At 61.0% G+C, this 18037-nt stretch carries 18 protein-coding genes; 8 read left to right on the top strand and 10 right to left on the bottom strand.

Annotated elements, in window-relative coordinates; genetic code table 11:
* Positions 1 to 117 precede the first annotated feature (117 nt).
* The 5 genes from IDH44_RS10840 to IDH44_RS10820 form a co-directional block, all read right to left on the bottom strand.
* Positions 118 to 1956: a response regulator gene (locus tag IDH44_RS10840; protein WP_190917504.1), complete on the bottom strand. Its 1839-nt coding sequence runs from the start codon at positions 1954 to 1956 to the stop codon at positions 118 to 120.
* On the bottom strand, positions 1931 to 3757 hold the full coding sequence (locus tag IDH44_RS10835; RefSeq protein ID WP_190917502.1) for a cache domain-containing sensor histidine kinase: 1827 nt from the start codon (positions 3755 to 3757) through the stop codon (positions 1931 to 1933). Before IDH44_RS10835 ends, IDH44_RS10840 begins: the two co-directional genes overlap by 26 nt.
* Positions 3758 to 4447: 690 nt before the next feature.
* Entirely contained in the window at positions 4448 to 6055 is a 1608-nt protein-coding gene (locus IDH44_RS10830) for an amidase (protein WP_223869573.1), read from the bottom strand.
* Positions 6056 to 6423: 368 nt separating this feature from the next.
* On the bottom strand, positions 6424 to 7584 hold the full coding sequence (locus tag IDH44_RS10825) for a transglutaminase domain-containing protein (RefSeq protein ID WP_190917500.1): 1161 nt from the start codon (positions 7582 to 7584) through the stop codon (positions 6424 to 6426).
* Between the two features lie 36 nt (positions 7585 to 7620).
* Complete coding sequence (locus IDH44_RS10820) at positions 7621 to 8073, bottom strand: hypothetical protein (RefSeq protein WP_190917498.1); 453 nt, start codon at positions 8071 to 8073, stop codon at positions 7621 to 7623.
* 139 nt (positions 8074 to 8212) lie between these two features.
* Between IDH44_RS10820 and IDH44_RS10815 the strand changes: the two genes are divergently transcribed.
* Positions 8213 to 9370 carry an MFS transporter gene (locus IDH44_RS10815; RefSeq protein ID WP_190917496.1) on the top strand — a complete coding sequence of 386 codons (1158 nt, stop codon included), beginning with the start codon at positions 8213 to 8215 and terminating at the stop codon, positions 9368 to 9370.
* Positions 9371 to 9430: 60 nt separating this feature from the next.
* On the top strand, positions 9431 to 9787 hold the full coding sequence (locus IDH44_RS10810) for a toprim domain-containing protein (protein ID WP_190917705.1): 357 nt from the start codon (positions 9431 to 9433) through the stop codon (positions 9785 to 9787).
* Positions 9788 to 9793: 6 nt separating this feature from the next.
* Here the strand turns inward: IDH44_RS10810 and IDH44_RS10805 are convergent, their stop codons facing one another.
* Complete coding sequence (locus tag IDH44_RS10805; protein ID WP_190917494.1) at positions 9794 to 10735, bottom strand: AEC family transporter; 942 nt, start codon at positions 10733 to 10735, stop codon at positions 9794 to 9796.
* Positions 10736 to 10800: 65 nt separating this feature from the next.
* Positions 10801 to 11658 (bottom strand): heme o synthase, encoded by an 858-nt coding sequence (cyoE, locus tag IDH44_RS10800; protein WP_190917492.1) that lies wholly within the window; start codon positions 11656 to 11658, stop codon positions 10801 to 10803.
* A 234-nt stretch (positions 11659 to 11892) separates the two neighbouring features.
* On the opposite strand from cyoE, the gene IDH44_RS10795 reads away from it, so the two are divergent.
* Both IDH44_RS10795 and gerQ read left to right on the top strand, forming a co-directional pair.
* A complete protein-coding gene (locus IDH44_RS10795; RefSeq protein ID WP_190917490.1) occupies positions 11893 to 12315 on the top strand; it encodes a cell wall hydrolase in 423 nt (140 codons plus the stop codon).
* 21 nt (positions 12316 to 12336) lie between these two features.
* On the top strand, positions 12337 to 12849 hold the full coding sequence (gerQ, locus tag IDH44_RS10790; RefSeq protein ID WP_190917487.1) for a spore coat protein GerQ: 513 nt from the start codon (positions 12337 to 12339) through the stop codon (positions 12847 to 12849).
* Here gerQ and IDH44_RS10785 read toward each other — a convergent pair.
* Positions 12824 to 13123: a hypothetical protein gene (locus IDH44_RS10785; protein WP_190917486.1), complete on the bottom strand. Its 300-nt coding sequence runs from the start codon at positions 13121 to 13123 to the stop codon at positions 12824 to 12826. The two genes, gerQ and IDH44_RS10785, sit on opposite strands and share 26 nt — an antisense overlap.
* Before the next feature lie 121 nt (positions 13124 to 13244).
* Here IDH44_RS10785 and IDH44_RS10780 point away from each other — a divergent pair, with 121 nt between their 5' ends.
* Positions 13245 to 14228 (top strand): metal-dependent hydrolase, encoded by a 984-nt coding sequence (locus IDH44_RS10780; protein WP_190917484.1) that lies wholly within the window; start codon positions 13245 to 13247, stop codon positions 14226 to 14228.
* Positions 14229 to 14353: 125 nt separating this feature from the next.
* Here the strand turns inward: IDH44_RS10780 and IDH44_RS10775 are convergent, their stop codons facing one another.
* Entirely contained in the window at positions 14354 to 14572 is a 219-nt protein-coding gene (locus IDH44_RS10775; RefSeq protein WP_190917482.1) for an alpha/beta-type small acid-soluble spore protein, read from the bottom strand.
* 132 nt (positions 14573 to 14704) lie between these two features.
* On the opposite strand from IDH44_RS10775, the gene IDH44_RS10770 reads away from it, so the two are divergent.
* Positions 14705 to 14887 (top strand): DUF5325 family protein, encoded by a 183-nt coding sequence (locus IDH44_RS10770; RefSeq protein WP_190917480.1) that lies wholly within the window; start codon positions 14705 to 14707, stop codon positions 14885 to 14887.
* Between the two features lie 26 nt (positions 14888 to 14913).
* Here the strand turns inward: IDH44_RS10770 and trpS are convergent, their stop codons facing one another.
* Positions 14914 to 15903 carry a tryptophan--tRNA ligase gene (gene trpS, locus IDH44_RS10765; protein WP_190917478.1) on the bottom strand — a complete coding sequence of 330 codons (990 nt, stop codon included), beginning with the start codon at positions 15901 to 15903 and terminating at the stop codon, positions 14914 to 14916.
* Between the two features lie 540 nt (positions 15904 to 16443).
* Between trpS and IDH44_RS10760 the strand changes: the two genes are divergently transcribed.
* Both IDH44_RS10760 and IDH44_RS10755 read left to right on the top strand, forming a co-directional pair.
* Entirely contained in the window at positions 16444 to 16848 is a 405-nt protein-coding gene (locus tag IDH44_RS10760; protein WP_223869571.1) for a hypothetical protein, read from the top strand.
* A gap of 144 nt (positions 16849 to 16992) precedes the next feature.
* Positions 16993 to 18033: a permease gene (locus IDH44_RS10755; RefSeq protein ID WP_397326763.1), complete on the top strand. Its 1041-nt coding sequence runs from the start codon at positions 16993 to 16995 to the stop codon at positions 18031 to 18033.
* Positions 18034 to 18037: the final 4 nt, after the last annotated feature.

Raw genomic sequence — 18037 nt, 5'->3', positions numbered from 1 at the left:
TCATGTCCGTTAGACCGTGAAGGGAGCTGAAAAACGGCGCTAGGCGGCTCCCTTGTCCGTTACAGCGGGCGCACTTCCAGAGCTGGCCTTCGCTTCGTGACCTCACCTGCATATTATTTAGCTGCCCCTGAACTCCGACGGCGAGACGCCGAACATTTTTTTGAACTTGGCGCTGAAGTAGCTGGCATTGGAGAAGCCGGTCAGCTCGGCGATGTCCCACAGCCCCAGCTCCGTCTGCCGAAGCAGCTGCCGGGCGTGCTTCATCCGCACCTCTGTCAGCGCCTGGATGAACGTCTTGCCGGTGCGCGCCTTGAACAGCTCCGAGAAATAGGTCGGATGGTAGTTGAAGCGCTCCGCCAGCATCGGCAGATTGAGATCGTACATGTAATTGTCCTCCAGGTATTGCAGCGCTTCACCGATCTGGAACTGCTCGTCTCCGCCTGCCTCGGCACGGCGCTCCTCGGCGATCCGGCGCGCCAGCGCGGCGAGGAAGCGCGCGCCCTTGTCCGGGGTGTCGAGCGCGAGCGCCATCTCCGGCCGCACCCACAGCTGCTCGCCGCTGCCTGGGCGCACATGCGCTGCGGTCGCCTCCGCATCCAGCACCAGATAGAGCTGCAGGATCGTCTTGACGAGATGGCCGCGCGAGCGCGCGGCCGCCGCCCGCAGCTCCTGCAGGACGGCTTCGTTGTAGCGTTCGAGCTCGCCGCGCTGCAGCAGTCGCCGCATCACCTGCAGCGTCTCCTCGGAGAGCGCGGCCCCTTGATCCTGCAGCTTGCCGCCGCTGACGGCGCTGCTCTCGTGCATGCTCCAGGCGAGCAGCGCCGACATGTACCCTTCCTTCCACTGCCCGTAGCCGAGCACCGGCTCGCCGATGCCGACCGACAACCCGAACCCCAGGTGCTCGTCCGTATGGCGGCGCAGCGCTTCCTCCAGCTGCCGCTGCGCCGCGCCGTCGCGAACAATGAAGTGCATGAGTCCCGGATAGCCGGCATCGCGATAAGCCAGCGCCCGAATGCCCGCCTGCGCGGCCGTTTCGCGGCACAGCAGCTCGAAGGCGAGACGGAACTTGTCCGGCGTGCGAGCCGACGAGGCCAAGCCGTTCGCTCCGGCCAACCCCCTCGCCGCGTCTGTGCCTTCTACCACGCCCTCTGTCGCGCCCTCTTCCGCTTCGGCACGGGTATTCGCCGCAGCTTGACCTGCCGCTGCGGCGGAGGCGAATGCAGCAGAATCGCACAGTCCCGCGGACCATTGCAACTGGTCGTCACGCTTCGCAGACGCGGCGCTGCCAGAGCCGAAGACAGGCGCGTCTGCCATGCCCCCACCGCGGACTGCGCCTTTGTCGCGCGCCTGCCCACCCTCGTCGACCGGGTCCGATGGACGAGACAGCATCCCGGCCGTCACGAAGCGCACCCGCTCCTGCTGCCACGTCTGCATCTCGAATAGCCGGGCCCGGGCCAATAGCTCGTCCTCCCGCTCAAAGGCGCCCTTCACCGCGTGCAGGATGAATTGCTCCTTGAGCTCGACATAATACTGCGACAGCTTCCACTGCTCGGCCGCCCGGTCGGCGACCGCCTGACGCGCCTCGTCGAGCTCCCGCTTCACCTTCTCCAGCACGGCGGCCAGCTCGCTGCGCGCGACCGGCTTGAGCAGATAGTCGCGCGCCTGATTGCGAATCGCGGCCCGCGCATACTCGAAGTCCTCGTAGCCGGTGACGACGATCAGCCGCAGCTGCGGGTAGCGCTCCCGGCATGTATCCATCAGCAGCCGGCCGTCCATCACCGGCATGCTCATATCCGTAATGAGGATGTCGACCTCCGTCTGCTCCAGCACGCGCAGCGCTTCCTCGCCGTGGGACGCCTCAGCGGCAACCTCAAGCCCCAGCGCCTCCCAGTCGACCTTGAGCCGCAGCCCCATCCGGATCTCCGGCTCGTCATCCACGATCAATACGCGGTACATCCGCATTCACCTCCTGAATCGGTACGATCAGCTCGATCCGGGCGCCGCCGAGCGCGCTCGTCTCGATACGCGCCTCGAATAGCGCCCCATAATACAGCCTGCAGCGCGACAGCACATTGCCCAGCCCGATCTGGCGGCTGCGGCTGACGAGCAGATCGTCCAGCCGCGCTTCGGCCGCCTGCTGCAGCAGACGCTCGCGCAATTCGCCCGGGACGCCCGGCCCGTTGTCTTCCACTGTCAGCGATAGCCGCCGCTCGTCGACGCGGACCACGCGCACGCAGACCGTCGCCTCCGCGCCCGCGCCGAAGCTGTACTTGACCGCATTCTCGATCAGCGGCTGCAGGATGAACTTGATGATCATGATCCGCCTCGGCTCCGGCAGCTCGGCCGTCATCGTCAGGTCCAGCCGGTCGCCGAAGCGCACCGTCAGGATCGCCGCATATTCGCGGGCGTAGGCGAGCTCGTCGGCCAGCGGGATCAGATCATCGCTCATCCGCAGCGAGAATCGCAGCATCCGGCCCAGCGATTCGATCACCTGGACGTTGTCGTCGGCGCGCCGCTGCATCGCCAGCGAGCTCATCAGCTCCAGCGTATTGAACAGGAAGTGCGGATTGATCTGCATCAGCAGCGCCTTGTATTCCGCCTGCTGGCGCATCAGCTTGAGCTCGAATTCGGTCTTGATATGCTGGCGCAGACGATCGACCATGTTGCGGAAGGTCGCCGTTACCAAGCCGACCTCGTTGCGGACGCTGCCCGCCGGCGGCAGCCGCAGCCGCGCCTCCTCGAAGTCGCCGCGCTGCACGTGCCGCATCGCCGGCACGAGTCGCGACAGCGGCCGCGAGATGCCGTGCGACAGCCAGATCGCGACGCCGATCGAGAGCAGGAGCAGCAGCAGCGCCAGCACGGCGACGGTATCGCGCAAGCGGAAGAGCGAGCCGTACAGATCGGTTTCGGAGACGAAGCCGACCAGCATCCAGTTCGTGCGCGCCAGCTTTTTGTAGACGAGGATCTCCTTGACCCCGCCCTCTCCGGTCAGATCAACGACGCCCTCCCGCTGCGCGCCGCCCGCCGCCCGCTGCACCGCGACGGCCATATCCGCCGCCGGCCGATAATTCGACTGCGACAGCAGCGGCAGCCCCTGCTTGTCCAGCAGATAGATCGTGCCGCTCTCACCCAGATGGATGCGGCCCAGCGGCTCCAGGAAGTAATCGGCGCTCACGTTCACCTTCATGACCGTGCGCGCCAGCGCCGGCTGGAACGTGCCAATCGGCATCAGCATGCTGACGACCGGCTCCGCGCTGCCGCCGCGCAGCTCGACCGGATCGACATGCGACGGCACCCAATGCTCGCGGCGCGCGATGAAATCTCCGAACCAAGATGCGCGCAAAAAATCGTCCTCCTCGACGATCCGATCCTCCACCCCGACCCACAGCCCCTGCTGCCGATACAGCGTGACCGAAGAAACGCTGGAGTAGCTGTTCGTCGCCCGCGTCAGGAAGTCGCTCATTTCCAGATGACGCAGCATCTTCTCTCCCTCGCTCAGATCGGGCCGGGAGACGGCCTTGTCCCAGCTGCGGGTAATGTCGCTGTTGAATACGAGCGAGGAGATATCGTAGATCTGCGCCTGTACCATCTCGATGTACGAGCCGTATTCCGTCATCTTCTCCAGCGCCGAGGACTCGATATAGGAGCGGATGACGGAGCGCGCCTCGTTGAACAGCACCACCGACATCGCCCCGAACGAGAGTACGAACAGCACGATGAACGAGGCGATGAGCCGACTTTTGAGCGAGTACAGCATCGTGCGTCGAGGCTCCCTTCCGCGCGGCGCTATCGTTTTTTCCCGGAGAGGGTCGCGCGTTCTATGCTCTCCGGCCGAGATCGCCGCTTACTCGATAGTGGAATTGTTGATGTCGATTGTATCATACCATATGCGCGTTGCAGCTACGCAAGCGGCGCCACTCGTAGCGACCGGGACGGCGCGGGGCAGTTCTAACGGACACCAGCGACGCTTAGCGGTCATTTTGGCTACCTCCACGGCTCATAACCCCCGCTAAGCGTCTCTCATGTCCATTACAAGTACAACCAGCAAGCGGTCGCATTGTGAACCCACTCACGAATCTGCTCACAAGGGGAAGTCGCATGGATCAGCTTGACGCCAGCTTATCGCCGAACATCGCATGTGGTCGTCCGACCGCCGTCATGCCGCCGGACCCCGCGCTGGGTGCTGCGCGCGGACCGGAGTGCAATGGCATACCGTCATACGGACCTCCGCACGAGGTAGCCGTCACTCATACGACACATCTCACCCGAAGCACCATTCGAAATATTGAACAAAACAAGCCGCCCGCAAATTGTAGTTGCAGACGGCTTGTTTTTAAATTATATGCTGCGCACGGCGCTCACAAGCACGCGCGCTCGGCGTCCCAGGAAACCGCTGACTCACGCAAAGTGCCCGCGTCATCCGTCCGTTCGCTGGCGAAAAAGACGGCTATTCCCCGCTCACCTCGACGAGCACGGGCGCCTTGCGCAGCTTGGTCGCTTGCTCGTAGTCGTACGCCATGCCGAGCAGCTCCGCCTCGCTCCACATGCGGCCGAAGAAAGCGAGCGCGAACGGCGAGCCGCTCTCGTAATAACCAGCCGGCACCGTGACCAGCGGCACGCCCGCGATATTGATCTCGGATACCGTAGTCGCGCCGATCCGGTCCTCGCTGTCGAGCTGCGGCGTCTCCTTGAACATCTGCGGGAAGACGAGCGCATCCAGGCGATGCTTGTCCATGACGTCGCCGATGTAGGCCAGGTACTTCGTCCGCACGGCAGTGAAATTCGTCAAGTCCGGGTACGCGCCCGGATCCTTGAGCGATTCCTCGTAGCGCTCGAACAGCGACGGCGTCTCGCCGGTCATCTCGATCAGCTCCTCCACCGAGCCGATCGCCGCGCTCGGACCGAGCCGCTTCAAGTATTGCTCCATGTCGTAGATCATCGACTCCAGGCCGACCGAGCCCGCTTCCTCGACGAAGGCGGCGAAGCCCGTGCCGGCGAACGGATCGGTGACGACCGTCGCGCCCTGGCGCTCCAGCTCCCGGATGGCGCGGTCGTAGAGCTCCTGCGTCTCCGCCGTCAGCTCCTGCTCGCGCCAGCCCGGGCCGTACAGGCCGACGCGCTTGCCGTACAGCTCCGACTTGTTGAGCTTGGACGTATAGCCGCCGCGCGGCATATTGCCGATCGCAGCGAGCGTCTTCGCATCCTCTACGCTATAGCCCGCGATGACGTCCAGCATCAGCGCCGCATCGTAGACCGTCCGCGCATGCGTCCCGATCACATCGCGCGTGCTGCCGGCCAGCGGCACGACGCCTGCATTGGGCACGAGGCCAAATGTCGGCTTGATGCCGACCAGCGCTTGCGCAGCTGCCGGGTTCTGAATCGAGCCGCCGGTCTCCTCCGCGATGCCGAGCATGGCGAAGTTGCCCGAGACCGACATCGCCGTCCCGCTGGAGCTGGCCCCCGGCGCCAGCGAGCGGTCGACGGCATTGTACGTGTCGCCGTCCCAGCTGGAGCTGGCCCGCGTGCCGTCGGCGCTGAAGGCCGGGATATTCGTCTTGCCGAGGATGATCGCGCCTGCGGCCTTGAGCCGGGCGACGACCGGCGCGTCGCGCTCGGGCATCAGCGAGATGCCGCCCAATTCCTCGCTCAGCGGCGCCCAGCCGAAGGTCGTCGGGAATCCGGCCACGTCGACCGCTTCCTTGATGACGATCGGCACCCCGGCCAGCGCTCCCGGCGTCTCGCCGGACTCGCGCAGCAGGTCGTACGCCCGCGCTTCCTCCAGCGCGTCCTCGTTCATGAACGTGAAGGCGTTGTAGCTTGGCTCGTATTGCGCGATGCGCGCCAGATACGCCTCGACGACCTCCTCCGCCGTGTATGTCTCGTCCGCATACCCCGCCTGAAGCTGACGTACTGTCATCTCTTCATACGCAAAAGGCGCCGCCGCCGCAATCGAAGCACTTCCAGCTCCGACCGCCATCGCCAGCACAAGCATTATCGTCCATCTTGTTTGGGCCCGCACCATCCGCCTCACATCAGCCATGCCGCGCGTTTTCAAATCGATTCATGCTCCTCTCCCGGTTCAAAAGATAATGACTTCGGTCTGCATCCTCCCCCAAAATTTAGGAAGACTCTAGCTCGGTATGTACGACCTCCTCTCTCTATTAATACGCGAATATATGACCTCGTCAATAACAATGTTAGATAATATAACAAATTAAGTCGCTTATACTAGATTCGACAAAAAAATATTCGTCAATAACGTTAATTAATATAACTTGAAAATAATAAATCGACGCACACACGCAAATCGTTCCCTAAAAAAGCGCAACAAAAAAGCGGCGAAGGCTGTCCTTCTGCCTTCGCCGCTGTAGGCGTGGCGTCGCTTTCCCGCCTGGACGGCTCGTGTCATGCTGCCTGCACAGATCAAGTCTCGCGAATGTGCGTCCGCTCGAACTCCGGCGAGTCGAACCAGTCCCCGGACTCCGCCCAAGTGGCGTCAAGCGGCGCCCAACGCTGCTCGTCCGGGAGGTACACCTCGTTCCAGGCATGGGGCCCGTAGCCGCCGCGGCCGTCCGCCCCCATTCCCGTCACGACGCGCACCTCGAGCTCCGCGCTGCGCGCCATCACCGCATACAGCCTCGCCACGTCGATGCATACGCCCGTGCGCGTGTCGAAGGTCTGCTGCGGCGTCTGCTCCCGCCACTCGCCGCGCTCCTCGTAAGCGTCGGCCTTGTCCCAGTCGTAAGCGATGCGCGTGCCGATCCAATCGTACAGCGCCCGCGCCTTCGCCTCCTCGGTCTCCAGCCCGGCCGTGATCTGTGCCGCGGCCGCGTCGACCTCCTCCGGAATCGCATAGTCGATCAGCTCATAGCGGCGGTCGAGCACCTGTCTGAACTCGGACTGCACCGCCTCAGCCAGCACCGGTCCGCGATCGGCGATCATGCCTCCGGCCAGCGGCTCGAGCAGCGTCGTCGAAGCCTGGCGGTAGAGCGGCGAGCTGCGAATCTCCGGTGCCAGCGGTCCGCCCGGCGCGAGCGACACGTATACGAACAGCACCGCCATGATGATTAGCGCGCGGCATGCGCCGTGCAGCAGCCCCAGCAGGGCGCCGGCAGCACGGCCGGCCAGCGTCCGAACCTGCGCCGCGCGCCCGCGCGCCTCGGAGCCGGCTGCCGACTGGATCGGATCCAGCGGGGGCAGCAGCCGCGTGAACAGGCCCAGGAATAACCGAATGGCCACATAGAACACGAGCATCAGCGCCCCGAATCGCAGCAGCTCAAAATCGCGCAGGCCGGTAACGAGCGTATGCCACGCCCGCTCCAGCGCGCTGAGCTCCTGCTCCGGCGGCGCGATCTCCCGATTCACCAGCCATTGCCGGACGAGCGGGGAGAGCCACACGGCAATTCGAGCCGCCGCGAGCAGCGCCACCACGGCCGCCAGCGTATCCGCGAGGAAATGCAGCAGCCGCCTGGCCGAGCCGGAGGCGCCGCGCCAAAATCCGAGCACGAGCGAGACGGCCAGCAGCAGCAGCACGACGAGCGCTACCGGCTCGACTGCCGTCAACGCGTTACCCCACTCCGCCATCGACGCTCCTCCCCTTCTCGTTGCCGATGCTTTTTCCTACCCGTTCTGCCTGGAATGCTCGATCAGGCTCTGAATCGTCGCATCGATCTTCCATTTGCCCAGCGGAGCTCCGCGATATATGACAGCGACCTCGTTGTCGCCGATCCGGCCGCTCAGTTGGAGATTGTCGGTGCGGACCGTGTACGAGCCGTCCTCCCCGCTTGTATAGGTGGCATCCGTCATTTCGCCGGCCATCGCCTGCATGGCCTCCTGCCGGACCGAGTCCGCCACCTGCGTGCTCATTTCCTTCAGATCGTCGAACTTGGTCTTGAGATCCTCCAGATTGTAGCCGCTATATACGACGATCGCGATCACGATAACAGCCACGATGACCCATTTGATGACTGTCTTCACCACATTGACGACAATGAACAACACCACCAGGGCGACCAGCAGCACCAGCCAGTTTTCTTGAAAAAATTGCGACCATGTCTCCCAATTATAGTCCATCACGTAATCCCCCATCAGCTTATCTTTGCCATCTTCCTCATTATAACCCAGCGCGCACGCGCCGTAAACGAAAGGCATAACCCGTCCCTCGGCCACGTAAATGTTAAGTATAGGGTTTGTACGACTGGAGGGAACGCACGTGAAAACTGCAATTTGGCTCTACTTGTTTTTGTTCGTCGCCTTTTTCGACCTGCATGCGCAATACCCGATCCTGACGCCGTTCGCCTTGTCGCTCGGCGCCGCGCCCTCCTTCATCGGGCTCATGATGGGGATCTACTCCATCACGCATCTGCCGGGCAACCTGATTGCCGGCTACAGTGTCGACCGCTTCGGCAGCCGGCTGTTCATCGTCCTCAGCCTGCTGCTGGCGGGCATTATCCTCCTCGTGCAATCGCATGTCACGAACCCGTGGGAGCTGCTCGTGCTGCGCTCGATCAGCGGCTTTGTGCTCGCCTTTCTCTCGCCCGCCTGCATGGCGCTGCTCGCCAACCTTAGCCACAACCCGCTCAAGCAAGGCAAGCTGATGGCCGGCAACGGCCTCGTCCACACGCTCGCTTCGGTCATTTCGCCCGCTGCGGGTGCACTGCTCGTGGCGCGCATCGGCTTCACCGAAGCCTTTAATGCGCTGGGGTGGATTCTGGTCTTTACCGCACTATGCGCCTTTTTCTTTATCCGCAATGCGCCGCGCAGCTCCCCCCCTTCACACGCAGAGCATAGCGCGAAGCCGTCGCCCGAGCCGGAAGAGCCGCCGACCGCGATTCCCTGGCTCATCTATCTGCTGCCGATCGCGATGTCTTGCGCCCAGGGCATTCTGTCGTTCGAATTGCCGCTGATGGCCGTCACCGCCGACGCGATGATGACGACCGGGCTGCTGTTCTCCGTCGTCAGCCTCGGCGCGCTCGTGACGCTGAGCATGCTGTTTCTCAACCGCTACTCGCCGTTTGCCCGTTCGCTCTGGGGCGCAGTCGCGCTGGCGCTCACCTATTTTATGCTCGCCGTCGACTCCCCGATTCCGTTTGCCGTTTTGTTGCTCCTGCTCGGCATGGCCAAGGGCATCATTTTCCCCGCGCTGAGCTCGCTGCTGATCGAGCTCAGCGGCGGCAAGCGCTACGGCCGCACCTTCTCGCTGCTGTCGATCGCCTTCTCCATCGGCGCCTTCCTCGGCCCGATGCTGGCCGGCCAGCTGCGCGGCGAGCTCTCGCCCTATTATATCGCCTTCGTCGTGCTGATGATCGCCTCGATTGCCATGCCGCTCGGCCTGTATCGCGACCCCGCGCGCCGGACGCGGCTGACCTGAGCCGCTCGTGTTCCAGGCCTGTTCGATGTACAATAGAGATGAGGTGAATCCGCTATGGAGATCGACATCGCCATTGTCGTCGAAGGCAAAAACGACCGCTCGCGGCTGCGCCGGGTGCTGGACGCCCAAGTACCCGTTCACTGCACGTTCGGCACGCCGGGCACGCGTCAGGTCGAGCGCCTGCTCAAGCAGGTCGGAGACCGCGAGGTCTATCTGTTCATGGACAACGACGCTTCCGGACGCAAGATCCGCGGCATTCTCAGCGATGCCTTTCCCGATGCTCATCATATGTACACGCGGCGCGGCTATCCCGGCGTGGAGGGCACGCCCCCCGAATACTTGATCGAACAGCTCGAAAAAGCCGGACTCGAGTCGTACATTCTGTACCCCGAGCCCGGCTCCTATCCTCCGCTGTGACCCTTCCTACGCCTGCAGCAAATAAATGACGCCGGTGGCGGTCACGATGCTAAGCATCGTCGAGAGGAACACGACCTGCGAAGCGAACTCCGGCTCGTTGTCGAACTCGACGGCCAGCAGCACGCTGCTGAGCGAGGTCGGCACGGACGAGGAGACGATGAGCGCCGCCGCCATCAGCGCAGGCACGTCCATCACCCACGCGTCGAGCGCCATCACGACGAGCCAGGCCAGCAGCGGTCCGCCGAGCAGGCGCAGCGCGATCGCCAGGCCCAGATCGGTCATCATCGGACCCTTGATCTGCCACTTCATGCTGCCGAGCTGGACGCCGAGCGTCACCAGCGCCGTCCCGATGAAGGCATCCGCCAGATAGCCGATCGGCGCATGGATGAAGACCGGCAGCTCGACGCCGAGTCCCCGCAGGCCAAAGGCGAGCGGGATGGCGTAGATTACCGGCATCGACAAGATTGTCCGCATGATGCGCTGCAGGTCGCTGCGGTGCGCATTGACCGCGTATATGCCGTATGTATTGGGAATGAGCGATTGCATCATCATGATCAGCACCTGCACTGAAAGCGCATACGGATTGCCGCCGAAGGCCAGCTGATTGAGCGGAATTGCATAATTGCCGCTATTGTAGAATAAGACGCTGTTGCGCACCGCCGCCCGCATGCCGCCCCGATATCCCCTTGCGCGCACCAGAATTTCGAGCACGCCGTATTGCAGCAGCATGAAGAGCACAAAAAACACGAGCACCTGGCCTACCATCGCGACCGACAAGTCGGTGGTGTAGAGCAAATTAAAAATAATGGACGGCGAAAACAAATAGAAGTTCAGCTTGGATAACGTCTTGATATCCAACGAAAAAGCCCGCTGCAGGACGACGCCAAGCGCAATCATCACCGAGAGCGGGAGCAAATTGTTCATCAGCACATGCCAAAAAATATCCATGTTGAGGCGCGCTCGCTTTCACTTCGACAGCCCGGTCGCAATTCATTTGCGCCGGGCTTGTCTTTTTAGCTGCCGAGGGTGTCGAGAACCATGACCAGAAACAGCACCATCAAATAGTTGACCGAAATGATAAAGTTCGTCTTGGCCCACTTCTCCGTATCTCGGGCCCGCATCCCCTGCAGCGTATGCCACAGCCAGACCAGCCCGCCCGCCACAGAGAGCACCAGATAAAAATAGCCGACATAGCCATACGCATAAAGAGCAATCCCGGCCGGAATAAGCAGCAAAACATATGGAATCATCTGCCATTTTGTTCGGTCGATGCCTTTGACGACCGGCAGCAGCGGAAAGCCCGCAGCGCGGTATTCCTCAACCCGCCGAATAGCCAGCGACCAGAAATGCGCCGGCTGCCACAAAAACAAGAGCGCGAACAAAATCCATGCGCCGGCGTCCACCGTATCCGTGACCGCGCAATATCCGATCACGGGCGGCATCGCCCCGGAGATGCCGCCGACCGACGTACTCCAGGTAGACGAGCGCTTGAGCCACATCGTATAGATCACAATATACACAAACATGCCGAGCAAGCCGAGCCATCCCGTAAGCGGATTGACGAGCAGGAACAACACCGCCAGCCCGGCTGCGCCGAGCACAAGTCCATAGAGCAGCACCACTGCCGGCTTGATGCGGCCTGCGGGCAGCGCCCGGTCCCGGGTGCGGGCCATCTTGGTATCGAGCTCGCGATCCCAATAATTATTGATGACGCAAGAGCTGGCCATCGTCAGCGCGGAGCCGATCAGCATATACAAGAGCAGCATCCAATCGATATCCCATCGGGAAGCCACCCAAAATCCGCCAAACCCCGCAACCAGGTTCAAACGAATGATGCGCGGTTTCGTAAGGGCTACGAAATCCTTAAACACATTGAGCCTCCAGTCTTACCGTCCATACGCAAGTGTGTAGAGCGCGTCCAAATTCGACAATTGATTTCAATCATACCGGAAAAACCGCGCTTTGACAATGCAATGCGGCCGTTGTTCATCAGATTGACATGTCCGCCGGAACCCTTTGGGCCCTTCCGCAATACACTAAGGATGTGGCATTCGCCCAGTTCGAATTCATGGGACCCGAAAGAAAGGATGTGAACCCGACCGCATATGGCTGTCATCAAAACGAATTCCAATGACACGAAAATGCTGGCTCGGCTGATGCGCGCGGAGGCGGAGGGAGAAGGCGACCTCGGCATGCTGATGGTCGGCAATGTGGGCGTCAATCGGGTACGCGGCAATTGCATCGATTTCCGCGACATTCGCTCGATTCCGCAGATGGTCTTTCAAAGTCCGGGAGGCTTTGAAGCGACGCAAAAATCGTACTTTTACCAACGCGCCCGCGACAGCGAGGTTCGACTCGCCAAACGCGTCATCAACGGCGAACGTCAGCATCCGGCCAGCAACGCGCTGTGGTTTTTCCGGCCTGCCGGCGGCTGTCCGGCCACCTGGTACGACCAGGCCAATACGGGACGTTACAAGGCACATTGCTTCTTCGCCCCGACGCCCGAGGACTGTCCGAACGTATATTAGAACGAAAGCGAGGAAAATGAAATGTCGATCTACGGCTATCGCAACACACAAGGCGGGTACGCGCCCTACGGCGGCGGATACGGAAGCGCCCAGACAATGGGACAATCGGTCGGCCCTGCCCACATGTACGGCGCGCCGCAGATGAACCATGCGATGGGCATGCAGGCGCAGCAAGCGATGATGCCGCCGAACGTGCCGAGCGGGGCAATGGTGACGCCCGGCGGCACGACGATCGTCGGGCCCATGACGGAAGAATCGTACATTGAGAATATTCTCCGCATGAATCGCGGCAAAAAAGCGACCGTCTACATGACCTACGAAAACAACCGCGAGTGGAACGCCAAAATTTTCAAAGGCGTCATCGAGGCGGCCGGCCGTGACCACATTATTCTGAGCGACCCCGCCACCGGAATGCGCTATCTGCTCTTGACGCTCAACCTCGATTACATCACCTTTGACGAACCGATCAACTACGAGTACCCGTTCCAGGGCGGCGTCATTTCCAACGTCACACCGATGAACGGCCAAAGCTGACCGGCCGAAACACCCAGGCCTGCACGCGAGCCGGGACGCCGGCAACCCACTGGTTCATCTCGCTCCAGGAGGAGTGCGCGCTGCGCCGCTCCTCCCGGATGCGGTGCGCCTCCTCCTCGGTCTGCATCGTCCATACCTCCACATACAGATCCTGCTGCCCGACGCCCTCATGCAGCGTCAGCGCTTCATACCGCTCCGCACGCGGAGCAATCCATTCCAGATAAGCCTCCGTCGCATCTTGTGCAATACGGTATTCAACAAAGCAAATGTACATCTTCCCCACTCCCCGCCCGCGTTGATATTTTCGATGCCATTGGCCGATACTAAATCATATTCCTACTATAATAATACAGGCCATTATAACACACATGGCCGCTCGCGGGAGGGAAAGCTCCATGGATACTGGCTCGCATCTCATGGTCGGACTCGGACTCGGCGCATGGGCGGGTTCGGAGGCGCTGGCCGCCGGACACCCCGGCATCGCAGCCGGCTTGATCGCCGGTAGCGTGCTTGGCGCCCAGGCCCCGGACCTCGACTGTCTCGCCCGGCTGCGCAGCAAAGCCGCCTATTTGCGCCAACACCGCAGCGCTTCGCACGCGCTGACCGCGGCCCCGCTGTGGAGCCTTGGCATCGCCCTTGCCCTGCAAGCGTTGTGGGGCGGCACATTGCCACTGCCGGCGCTGGCCGGTTGGACCTTCATCGCCGTGCTTTCGCATCTGCTGCTGGATCTGTGCAACGACGACGGCGTCAGACTGCTCTACCCCAGGCGCAAGCGCTATGCGTTTAGCATCCTTCCGGGCTTCGACCCGCTGTTGTTCGGCGGCCATGCCGCAGCCTTGCTCGCCTGGACGCTGCTCGGCACACCGGCCGACGTATTGCTGCCGCTGCTGTATATTGCGATTGGCGTCTATCTGATCTGGCGATTGGCGGAGCGGCGGCGTCTGTCGCAGCGCTTGCCCGGTCTCGATCCCGGGGGCGGACAGGTACTGCGCTATGTGGTGCTGCCGACTCCTTCGCTGCGGAGGTGGCATGTCGTGAAATGCCGTCCCGACGGCGGCTATCTAATCGGCGAATGGACCGGAGAGATACTGGTCTGGACAGACGAGCTCAATTGTTCGGACGAGCCGTCCGCCCAAGCTGCCGCCCAACACCCGGAAGTCAAGGCCTTCCTGTCGTTTACCACGCTCCATTGCGCCCGGGTCACACCGCTCAGCTGGGGATATGAGGTGTGCTGGATCGATGTGCGCTACCGCCGAGACAGACAATACCCGCTCGCCGCGCGTGTCTTGCTCGACAGCGCGTTGCAGCCGGTCGGATGCTATGTCGGCTGGCACAGCCGGCGCCGCCGGGCTCGTCAAGTCCAGATGTGCACCTATTGACTGCCTTGCGCCCATCCTTCACAATATAGGATGGGCGATTCAAGCATGCGCGGACAACGACAACGGCTCCGACGCCTATGATGACGTCGGAGCCGTATATCATGCATTGCCTGCGCTAACCGGAATTAGCGTTGGCCAGCAAGCTGCTGTTCCGCGATTTGGACCAGCTTTCTCGTGATGTATCCGCCGAGCGAGCCTGCGTCGCGCGTAGCGAAGTTGCCGTAATATCCGTCAGCAGGGATTTGGATGCCCAGTTCTTGAGCAGCCTCCATTTTCATTTGCTGCAAAGCTTGAGTCGCTTGCGGAACCACCAGTGTATTGCTGTTGCGGGATGAGCCTGCCATGCGAATTCTCCTTTCGTTCTCTGCACTTTTGTGTGTGGAGCTCGTCTTGCAAGCTTATTATGATTCGAAGTCCGGGAGAATATGCTTCATCCTTTCGATTTTTCAAAAAAAAAGTGAAAGAAGGGTTACGTCATGTCCAAAGGCCTTTCGCTGCTGTTTGCCTTCGCCTCCGTTCTCATGATGAGCGCGACTGCCGTCTCCATCAGTTACAACGGCTGGCTGGCCGTATTGTTTTTTGTCCTGACGATGCTGACGATCGGCGCCGGATTCATCGTGCGTGCGCGCCAGCGCCGAAGCGGCGGCGCGTCCTCCTGAACGGCGCTTCAGTTCTATAGCCTTTTTTATGCTCGGGGCAGCAGGAAGCCCATTCGCTCCTTAACGTCGCGCAAGGTCTGATCGGCCACCTTTGCCGCGCGCTCCGCGCCGCTCGCCAGCTGGTCGTAGAGCTCGCCAGAGGCGCGGACCTCGCGATAGCGCGCCTGCAGCGGCTCCAGCACCGCCACCACCTGCTCGGCCAGTTCCTTTTTGAATGGACCGTAGCCTTGCCCCTCGTAGCGCGCTTCTACTTCCGCTACTGTCAGTCCGGCGCATTGCCCATAGATACTGATCAGATTGCTGACCTCCGGCTTCTCTGCCGGATCATAGCGGATTTCTCTGCCCGAGTCGGTCGTTGCCCGGCTGATTTTTTTGCGTATGACGTCAGGCGGATCGAGCAAGGCGATGTAGCTGCCCGGATTGGGGTTGCTTTTGCTCATTTTTTTGCCGGCATCGTCCAGCGACATGATGCGGGCCCCGGTCTTTGGAATATAGGGCTCGGGCACCTTGAAATAGTCGCCGTAGCGGCTGTTGAACCGACCGGCCAGATCGCGCGTCAGCTCCAGATGCTGCTTCTGGTCGTCTCCAACCGGCACCAGATCCGCGTTGTAGATCAGAATATCCGCCGCCATCAGCGTCGGATACACGAACAGCCCCGCCCCGACCGAATCTTTGCCTGCCGACTTGTCCTTGAACTGCGTCATTCGCTCCAGCTCGCCCATGTAAGCCAGCGTGGTGAACAACCATCCCAGCTCGGCGTGCGCCCGCACATGCGATTGCATGAACAGACTGGACTTGACCGGATCGATGCCGGCCGCGATGAACAGCGCCGCCACCGCCTCCGATTGCTCGCGCAGCGCCTTTGGCTCCTGCGGGACGGTAATCGCATGCATGTCTACCACCATAAAAAAGCATTCCTGCTCATCCTGCAGCTTGACGAAATTTTGCATCGCGCCGATATAATTGCCCAGCGTCAGTTGGCCGCTCGGCTGGATGCCCGATAATACGCGTTTCATCTTTTGCCCTCCTTTGGCTTCGTTACTCCAACGCATTTCGATCACTCTTGCATTTTCGCCATATGTTCATTCGTACCGCGGCGCGGCTTCACTCATACTGGCGCGTAGCTTCCACCCATGCTGGCGCGTAGCTGCCGCAAAACGCAAAAAATCCCCCGCCGCAAGGGACGAGGGACCGTGGTGCCACCCTTATTCGCTCGGATGCCGCCATGCGGCGGATCGAGCCTTAGCGCCTGTAACGCAGGCAAAACGGAGCGGTGCGAAGCCCATCCATGGAAAGGTCCGCCGCTCGGCTCAAGGCTCCATTCGGCAGCGGAGCTCGCACCGGTTCGCAGCTTACACCGGCTCTCTGCAGCGAGTGTTCCGCGCTTACTTGTTCCTGTCAGCGCCATTATCCCGATTATAACGATGCGAGTCAAAATGTCAAGCACCAACTCCAAGCATGCCAAAGGGACTGGATTCGAATCGGCGAAAAAAGGGTATTTTTTTCTAATCGATTATGCTATACTTGGGCCATTAGAACCAGGATCGAGGTGCCCTATGCTGAGCGAACTATGCGTCGATCATTGTACGGAGTGTGGGAAGGTCTATCAGAAAAACATTAGACAGCTGTGCGGCAACTGTTCTGCGGAAATGGATCGACAATTGGAGTCGCTGGAGCGCTACCTTTTGCGGCATCGCGACGCCACAACGGAACAGCTTGCGGAAGGCACCCAAATTCCACTCGTCCGGATCAGAGGCTGGATACGCAGCAACAAGCTGGCCATTGCCGCTTATCCCAATTTAGCCGACCATTGCGATCTGTGTCAGAGGCCTACGCGAAGCGGTCATCTGTGCACCTCCTGCCGCACGCGCATTTCCTCCGACATCTCGGATATGTTCGCGCTTGAGCGCAAACGCAAGGACCAAGCTCGCACTGCGCTTAGCTACAAGTTCAAATCTTGATTGAAAGCGTTACTCGGATAAGCCGGCCCGATGAGGAGCCGGTTTTTTTCATTTTCTGCTCCGGGTCTGTCCTATGGACGCGACTTTGCGCATACGCTATACTACATTAGTAATTATTACGGCTAATCCGCAAAGGTGGGATGCGTGTTGTCGCGTTTATTGCTGCGCCTGGCTCCTTCGCTGTTAACCTTGAGCTGTCTCGGCATGGTGATCGTCATTTGGTTTGACCTTCCGCTTCGAATCCCGGCGATTGACGAGACCGCGCTCCACAGCTTCAAAATCATTTTCCTTAGCCTCATCCTGGAAGCCTTTCCGTTCATCCTGCTCGGCGTGCTCGTCTCTTCGCTGCTTCAGGTTTTCGTCTCCGACCGAATGATCCAGCGATTGACGCCCAGGCAGCCTGTGCTTGGGGTTTTGTTCGGCAGCCTGCTCGGCGTGATTTTTCCGCTGTGTGAATGCGGCATGATACCGGTGGTGCGCCGGTTGATCCGCAAGGGAATGCCAGCTTACATAGGCATCGTTTTCATACTCGCCGGTCCCATTGTGAATCCGGTCGTGTATTCGTCCACCTTTATGGCGTTTCGCAACACGCCTGCGCTGGCCTATTCGCGCATGGGACTGGCCTTGGCCGTCACGATCACGATCGGCCTGCTGCTGTATCGCTACATGCGCCGCAATCCGCTGCGCGAGCACCTGCCCCAGTCCGCAATGGCGCAGGTCGTCGGACCTGGACATGACGCAGATCATTCGCACGCGCACCCTGCCAATCGAGCACAGGGGCGCTTCACCGCCATTTTAGGGCATGCTTCGGACGAGTTTTTCGAGATGGGCAAGTATTTGATTTTCGGCGCGTTGCTGACGGCGCTCATCCAGACTTCACTCCCCCGCGAAGCGCTAAGCGGCATTGGCGAATACGCCTGGCTTTCGCCGATTTTTATGATGGGCTTCGCCTTTTTGCTCTCGATCTGCTCCACCTCTGACGCCTTCGTGGCAGCCTCGTTCGCAGGCAGCTTCAATTCGGACGCACTGCTGGCGTTCCTGGTCTTCGGTCCGATGATCGATCTCAAAAACACGCTGATGCTGCTGGCGGTGTTTCGCACGCGAATCGTACTCACGCTGATTGTCCTGTGCTTCGTGCTGGTGCTCATCGGGTCTTATATGTTCCACGTTGCAGTCTTTACATGAGAAG

The organism is Paenibacillus sabuli (assembly GCF_014705605.1).
GTDB classification, from domain to species: domain Bacteria; phylum Bacillota; class Bacilli; order Paenibacillales; family Paenibacillaceae; genus Paenibacillus_D; species Paenibacillus_D sabuli.
This window is presented reverse-complemented; position numbering and strand designations above follow the sequence as displayed.